The following is a 6,000-nucleotide window of genomic DNA, read 5'->3' on the forward strand; positions in this document are numbered from 1 at the left end:
AATGGCTCGTCGTCCTGTTATAGCGACCGGCGGTATGCGGCCTGTTAACGCGTCGGCGAACCTGGTTTTCCACCCTCGCGGGCGGTGGAAAACCCTGCGTTTGCGGCGTTGACATATGGGATCGATGTCCCTATGTTCCGGCCAGTTTTCGGGCGCCCTAAGCGCCCGGTTTTTTGTTTATCCGGGGTAAGAGATGAAGATCCGCAATTCGCTGAAGGCGTTGATGACTCGCCACCGCGCGAACAAGCTCGTCCGCCGCCGCGGGCGTGTCTACATCATCAACAAGGTCGACAAGCGCTACAAGGCCCGCCAGGGCTAAGCGTTTAACGAACCTGGTAACGGTTTGAAAAGGCTCGCGAAAATCGCGAGCCTTTTTCTATTGTGCCGTCATATCGGTTGGGGCAGTGGCTAGGGCGCTTCGCATCCACCTGCCGCGTCGAGACAGTTATGTACCCCAGCCGAACCGTGACCGTCGCCATCGATCGGCCGTTGCAGCGTGTCTATGAGTTCCTTGCAGAGCCGGCCAACCTCACCCGCTGGACGCAGATTTCGGTGCGCGACTGGCACAAGGCCGCCGCGCATGTCTGGCAGGCCGGAGGCATCCGGATCCGGTTCACTCCGCCCAACCGCTTCGGCATCCTCGATATCGCCGTCGAGGGCACGCAATTCGGCACGCAGTTCCTCCCGGCGCGCCTCTACACCAATGGCGAGGGCTGCGAGCTGGCCATCACGCTCTTCCGGCTGGACGACATGAGCGAGGAGCTCTTCGTTTCCGAGTGCGCTTGGATCGAGGCGGACCTGCAGGTGCTGAAGACTTACCTCGAAAGCCTCAACACATAAGGCCAGCCGGCGACGCCGACTGGCCTTGAGCGGTCGGCGTCGGGAGCCCGGCTCAGCTCGAGCCGGCGCCGTCCTGACGCACGAACGCGATGCGCAGCATGTTGGTGGCGCCGGGGGTGCCGAGCGGCACACCGGCGGTGATGGCGATGCGATCGCCGGGACGGGCGAACCCTTCCTGGTAGGCGATGATGCAGGCGCGGTCGACCATGTCCTCGAGGCTCGCCGCGTCCTCGGTCTGCACGCAGTGGATGCCCCAGACGACCGACAGGCGCCGGATGGTTCGCAGGTTCGGCGAGAGCGCGATGATCGGCTTGGCGGGCCGCTCGCGGGCGGCGCGGATGCCGGTCGAGCCCGAGGAGGTGTAGGTGACGATGGCGGCGAGATCGAGCGTCTCGGCCACCTGCCGGGTCGCCGCAGAGATGGCGTCGGCGGCGGTCGCCTCGGGCTCGGTCGCCTGGGCGCGGATGATGGTGCGGTAGTTGGTGTCGTTCTCGACGGCGACGGCGACGCGGTTCATCATGGTGACCGCCTCGACCGGATATTGGCCCGAGGCGCTCTCGGCCGAGAGCATGACGGCGTCGGCGCCTTCGAAGACGGCGATCGAGACGTCCGAAACCTCGGCGCGGGTCGGCACCGGCGAGGTGATCATCGATTCCAGCATCTGCGTGGCGACGACCACCGGCTTGCCGAAGCGGCGGGCCATGCGGATCATCTTCTTTTGCAAGCCCGGCACGGTCTCGAGCGGCAGCTCGACGCCCAGGTCCCCTCGCGCCACCATGAAGGCGTCGCAGAGCTTGATGATCTCTTCCAGACGATCTATGGCCTGGGGCTTCTCGATCTTGGCCATGACGCCGGCGCGGCCCTGGACGATCTTGCGGACATCGATGATGTCCTCGGGGCGCTGCACGAAGGAGAGCGCGATCCAGTCGGCGTCGCACTTCAAGCCTTCGAGGAGGTCGGCGTGGTCCTTCTCGGTCAGGGCGCCGACGGGCAGGAGCGTATCGGGCAGCGACACGCCCTTGCGGTCGGAGAGCTTGCCGCCATAGATGACTTCGGTCTCGATGGCGCCGCCACCGACCTTGGTGGCCTTGAACTGCAGCTTGCCGTCGTCGAGCAGCAGCCGGTCGCCGACCGAAACGCTCTCGATGATCTCGGGGTGGGGGAGGTAGTCGCGCTCGGCGGTGCCGGGGGCATCGGTGGAGTCGAGGACGAATTTCTGGCCGGCTGCGAGCTGTACAGATCCTTCGGCAAAGCGCGCGATGCGCAGCTTGGGGCCCTGCAGGTCGACGAGGATGCCGAGCGGGTGCTTGAGGCGCGCCTCGACCTCGCGGATGCGCGACACGGTCTGACGCAGCAGATCGTGGCTCGCATGGCTCATGTTGATGCGGAAGACGTCCGCACCGGCACGCGCCAGATCCTCGATCGTCTTTTCCTCATTGCTGGCGGGGCCGAGGGTCGCGACGATCTTCACGCGTCTCATACGTCTCATTGGGTGTCCGTGCCTTCGGTGTCTGTTGCGTCGAAGCCGTCTTCGATCCCGCCCTCGATCTCGATGTCGACATCATCCGGATCGACGAGCAGGAGGGGTTCCTCTTCCAGGTTTTCCCCGCCGTCCGGGCCGATCACATCCGGCACCGCGCTCCCTTCGGTGAGCTGCAGAGTCCAGTCGGTCCGGCCCTGCGTGTCTATTTCGAAGAACCCCGTGCGCTCATAGCCGCGCGCGAGGCAATCCTCAACCCCGAATATCGTGAAGGTTTCGTCACGCGTGCACATGAAGACCGATCCGCCCCAGTCGCCGCCCCCGATGTCGTCGGCCGCATAGACGTAATAGTAGCGGCGGGTGAGCTCGCCCTGATAGAGCACGCGGCAGTCGCCGGGCGGGGTCTGCCACCAACCCTCCGACTGCCAGCCGCGCTCGGCCCGGTAGCCCAATGCGACGGAGACGAGGTTGCGCGTCTCGTTGCAGATGCGCAGGTCCGCATAGGCGGGCGCCGGCAGGAGCAGGACGCCGGGCAACAGCATGCCGGCAAGGGCGAGACCGAGGCGCAGGACGTGCAAGAGCGTGCCGGAAATCATGGGAAGGAAGGTCACCTGGTTTGAGCGCGGGGCGCGGACGCTGTCAATCGCTAATGACGGGTTTTGACCGAATTGCGGGGCCAAGGCCAGAGCGGTGTGGATTGAGGTCAAAAGCGCTTGAACCGAAGGGCCGGCTGGGGTTGAACCAAGGCCGAAAAGGAAAGGTTTGCATTCCATGTCGGTTGAAAGTGTAGCCCAGGACCAGCTGCGTGCGTTCATCGAGCGGATCGAGCGCATGGAAGAGGAAAAGGCGGCGATCGCCGCCGACATCAAGGAAATCTACGCCGAGGCCAAGGGCAACGGCTTCGACACCAAGATCCTCCGCCAGATCATCCGCATCCGCAAGCAGGACGCCAACGAGCGCATGGAGCAGGAGGCACTGCTGGAACTCTACATGGCAGCCCTCGGCATGGTGAACGCGCCAAGCGAAGTCTAAGCCGGTTCCGCACCTGCGGGGATAAGTCCGCTTCGGCTCGGCCGTGGCGGACTTTTCGTTCCAGGGCGGCTGAGTTTTGGCCGAAGCCCGGGGCGGCTCCCCTCCCCCTTGAGGGGAGGGGCTGGGGTGGTGGGAAGCTGTGGTGGCTCACCCGATCCACCCCCCACCCTCATTCCCTCCCCTCAAGGGGGAGGGAGGCGATGGAGCCGCTGTTTTCGATCGGAACCGGAACGCACACTAGCCGATGCGGTCGGCGGCGGCGTGCATGGCGGCTTCGTCGTAGCCGAGGGTATCGAGGGCCGCGGCGAGGATGCCGGCGCGGTCGAGGCCGGCGGCGGCGTACATGTCGGCTTGGCTCGCATGCTCGGTGAAGACGTCCGGGATCATCAGCGGGCGGAACTTCAGCTTGCCGTCGAGGAGGCCATTGCGGGCAAGGAACGTCGCCACGTGGCTGCCGAAGCCGCCGATGGCGCTTTCCTCGACGCTCAAGAGCACCTCGTGGCTCTGCGCCAGGCGCGCGATCAGCTCCTCGTCGAGCGGCTTCATGAAGCGCGCATCGGCAACGGTCGGGTTGAAGCCGAGGGCCGCCAGCCGCTCGGCGGCGGCGAGCGCTTCGGCCAGCCGCGTGCCGTAGGAGAGGATGGCGATGGTCGAGCCTTCGCGCACGATGCGGCCCTTGCCGATGGCAAGCGGCGTTCCGCGCTCGGGCAGCTCGATGCCGATGCCGTCGCCGCGCGGATAGCGGAACGCGATCGGGCCGGTATCGTGGGCCGCGGCGGTCGCCACCATATGGACGAGCTCGGCCTCGTCGGCGGCGGCCATCAGCACCATGCCGGGCAGCGCGCCGAGATAGGCGGCGTCATAGTTGCCGGCGTGGGTCGGGCCATCGGCGCCGACATAGCCGGCCCGATCGAGGGCGAAACGCACCGGCAGGCTCTGGATCGCGACGTCGTGCACCACCTGGTCGTAGGCGCGCTGCAGGAAGGTCGAGTAGATGGCGCAGAAGGGCTTCAACCCATCGGCGGCCATGCCGGCCGAGAAGGTGACGGCATGCTGCTCGGCGATGCCGACGTCGAAGGTGCGCGCGGGGAAGATCTCGGCGAACTTGTCGAGCCCGGTGCCCGTGGGCATGGCGGCGGTGACGGCGACGATGCGGTCGTCGTTCTTAGCCTCCTCGATCAGCGCTTTGGCGAAGACGCTGGTGTAGGAGGGGGCGTTGGAGGGAGCCTTGGCCTGGGCGCCGGTGATGACGTTGAACTTGGAAACGCCATGGTACTTGTCGGCCGAGTCCTCGGCCGGCCCGTAGCCCTTGCCTTTCTTGGTCACGACATGAATTAGGATCGGGCCTTCGCCGGCGTCGCGCACGTTGGTGAGCACCGGCAGCAGGTGGTCGAGGTTGTGCCCGTCGATGGGACCGACATAGTAGAAGCCCAATTCCTCGAAGAGCGTGCCGCCGGTGAAAAACGAGCGGGCGAACTCCTCGGTGCGGCGGGCCGGCTCGTGGAAGACGGAGGGCAGCTTCTTGGCGATGGTCTTGGCCGTCTCGCGCATGCCGCGATAGACGGGGCCGGAGACCAGCCGGGCCAGATAGGCGCTCATCGCCCCGGTCGGCGGGGCGATCGACATGTCGTTGTCGTTGAGGATGACGATGAGGCGCGCGTCCATAGCGCCGGCATTGTTCATCGCCTCATAGGCCATGCCTGCCGACATGGCGCCGTCGCCGATGACGGCGATGACGTTGCGCTTCAAACCCTGCTGCTCGGCGGCGACCGCCATGCCGAGGCCGGCCGAGATCGAGGTCGAGGAGTGCCCGGCGCCGAACGGGTCGTACTCGCTTTCGGCGCGGCGGGTGAAGCCGGAGAGCCCGTCCTTCTGGCGCAGCGTCCGGATGCGGTCGCGCCGGCCGGTAAGGATCTTGTGCGGGTAGGCCTGGTGGCCGACGTCCCAGATCAGGCGGTCGTGGGGCGTGTCGAAGACGGCATGGATGGCGACGGTCAACTCGACGACGCCGAGCCCGGCACCCAGGTGCCCGCCGGTCACGGAGACGGCGTCGATCATCTCGGCGCGCAACTCGTCGGCGAGCTGGCGCAGGTCCTCGCGCGGCAGGGCGCGAAGGTCGGCGGGCGAGTTGACGGTATCGAGAAGCGGCGTTTGCGGCTTTTCGGCCAATTGCTTGTCCTTATCGTGATCATCGGCCATCAGACGATCATTAGTGAGCGGTGCGCAGCAATGCAACCGCTACGCTGTCGCGGATAAATACGGGTAATCGGGCGGAATTTCGTCGTTGGGCAAGACTCTACGCCGCCCGGACGCTGGTCCTGCGGTTCTTGTCCTTTCGGACACACGAATGCGGGGCGGCTTTCGCCTCCTATTTAGTTTTAGATGGGAAGCGTCAGCCGCCCCACACGTCGGGATTTGTGAGCCGTACACGAAGCATGCGGACGCTGATGATCCGCCGGTCCGTAACAGACACCCTGCCCGCCGGCGACCCGGCTGCCCCAACGCCCCCGCCCGACATCTCGTCCATGCCGCGTGTGCAACGGCGGGGTGCGAGGCAGATGATAGGGCCAGCCGCAGGTGCGGGGACTGGCGCTTATACACATCAGACGCTGCCGCCGAGCGCACTAGGGTGAGGCGTGTGGGTCGCG

General features: G+C 66.0%; 6 protein-coding genes. 3 read left to right on the forward strand and 3 right to left on the reverse strand.

Annotated elements, in window-relative coordinates; genetic code table 11:
• Nucleotides 1-193: 193 nt before the first annotated feature.
• Together ykgO and VE25_RS15360 are read left to right on the forward strand one after the other, a co-directional pair.
• Nucleotides 194-319, forward strand: coding sequence for a type B 50S ribosomal protein L36 (gene ykgO / locus VE25_RS15355; RefSeq protein ID WP_035098668.1), 126 nt, complete (start codon nt 194-196; stop codon nt 317-319).
• Between the two features lie 128 nt (nt 320-447).
• Complete coding sequence (locus tag VE25_RS15360; protein ID WP_046109526.1) at nt 448-840, forward strand: SRPBCC family protein; 393 nt, start codon at nt 448-450, stop codon at nt 838-840.
• A 52-nt stretch (nt 841-892) separates the two neighbouring features.
• Here VE25_RS15360 and pyk read toward each other — a convergent pair whose 3' ends face one another.
• Together pyk and VE25_RS15370 are read right to left on the reverse strand one after the other, a co-directional pair.
• Nucleotides 893-2,329: a pyruvate kinase gene (gene pyk, locus VE25_RS15365; RefSeq protein WP_046109527.1), complete on the reverse strand. Its 1,437-nt coding sequence runs from the start codon at nt 2,327-2,329 to the stop codon at nt 893-895.
• Nucleotides 2,326-2,931, reverse strand: coding sequence for a DUF1036 domain-containing protein (locus VE25_RS15370; RefSeq protein ID WP_244466949.1), 606 nt, complete (start codon nt 2,929-2,931; stop codon nt 2,326-2,328). The genes pyk and VE25_RS15370 overlap by 4 nt, the downstream gene beginning before the upstream one ends.
• Before the next feature lie 160 nt (nt 2,932-3,091).
• Here VE25_RS15370 and VE25_RS15375 point away from each other — a divergent pair, with 160 nt between their 5' ends.
• Nucleotides 3,092-3,352, forward strand: coding sequence for a DUF2312 domain-containing protein (locus VE25_RS15375; protein ID WP_046109528.1), 261 nt, complete (start codon nt 3,092-3,094; stop codon nt 3,350-3,352).
• A gap of 237 nt (nt 3,353-3,589) precedes the next feature.
• On the opposite strand, the gene dxs is transcribed toward VE25_RS15375, so the two are convergent.
• Nucleotides 3,590-5,551 carry a 1-deoxy-D-xylulose-5-phosphate synthase gene (dxs, locus tag VE25_RS15380; protein WP_046109529.1) on the reverse strand — a complete coding sequence of 654 codons (1,962 nt, stop codon included), beginning with the start codon at nt 5,549-5,551 and terminating at the stop codon, nt 3,590-3,592.
• Nucleotides 5,552-6,000 lie beyond the last annotated feature (449 nt).

The organism is Devosia geojensis (assembly GCF_000969415.1).
GTDB classification, from domain to species: Bacteria; Pseudomonadota; Alphaproteobacteria; order Rhizobiales; family Devosiaceae; genus Devosia; species Devosia geojensis.

What these genes read in the sequence shown, in the direction of transcription:
- ykgO (WP_035098668.1), top strand. Translation starts at nt 194, where the DNA reads ATGAAGATCCGCAATTCGCTGAAGGCGTTGATGACTCGCCACCGCGCG.
- VE25_RS15360 (WP_046109526.1), top strand. Translation starts at nt 448, where the DNA reads ATGTACCCCAGCCGAACCGTGACCGTCGCCATCGATCGGCCGTTGCAG.
- pyk (WP_046109527.1), bottom strand. Translation starts at nt 2,329, where the DNA reads ATGAGACGTATGAGACGCGTGAAGATCGTCGCGACCCTCGGCCCCGCC.
- VE25_RS15375 (WP_046109528.1), top strand. Translation starts at nt 3,092, where the DNA reads ATGTCGGTTGAAAGTGTAGCCCAGGACCAGCTGCGTGCGTTCATCGAG.
- dxs (WP_046109529.1), bottom strand. Translation starts at nt 5,551, where the DNA reads ATGGCCGATGATCACGATAAGGACAAGCAATTGGCCGAAAAGCCGCAA.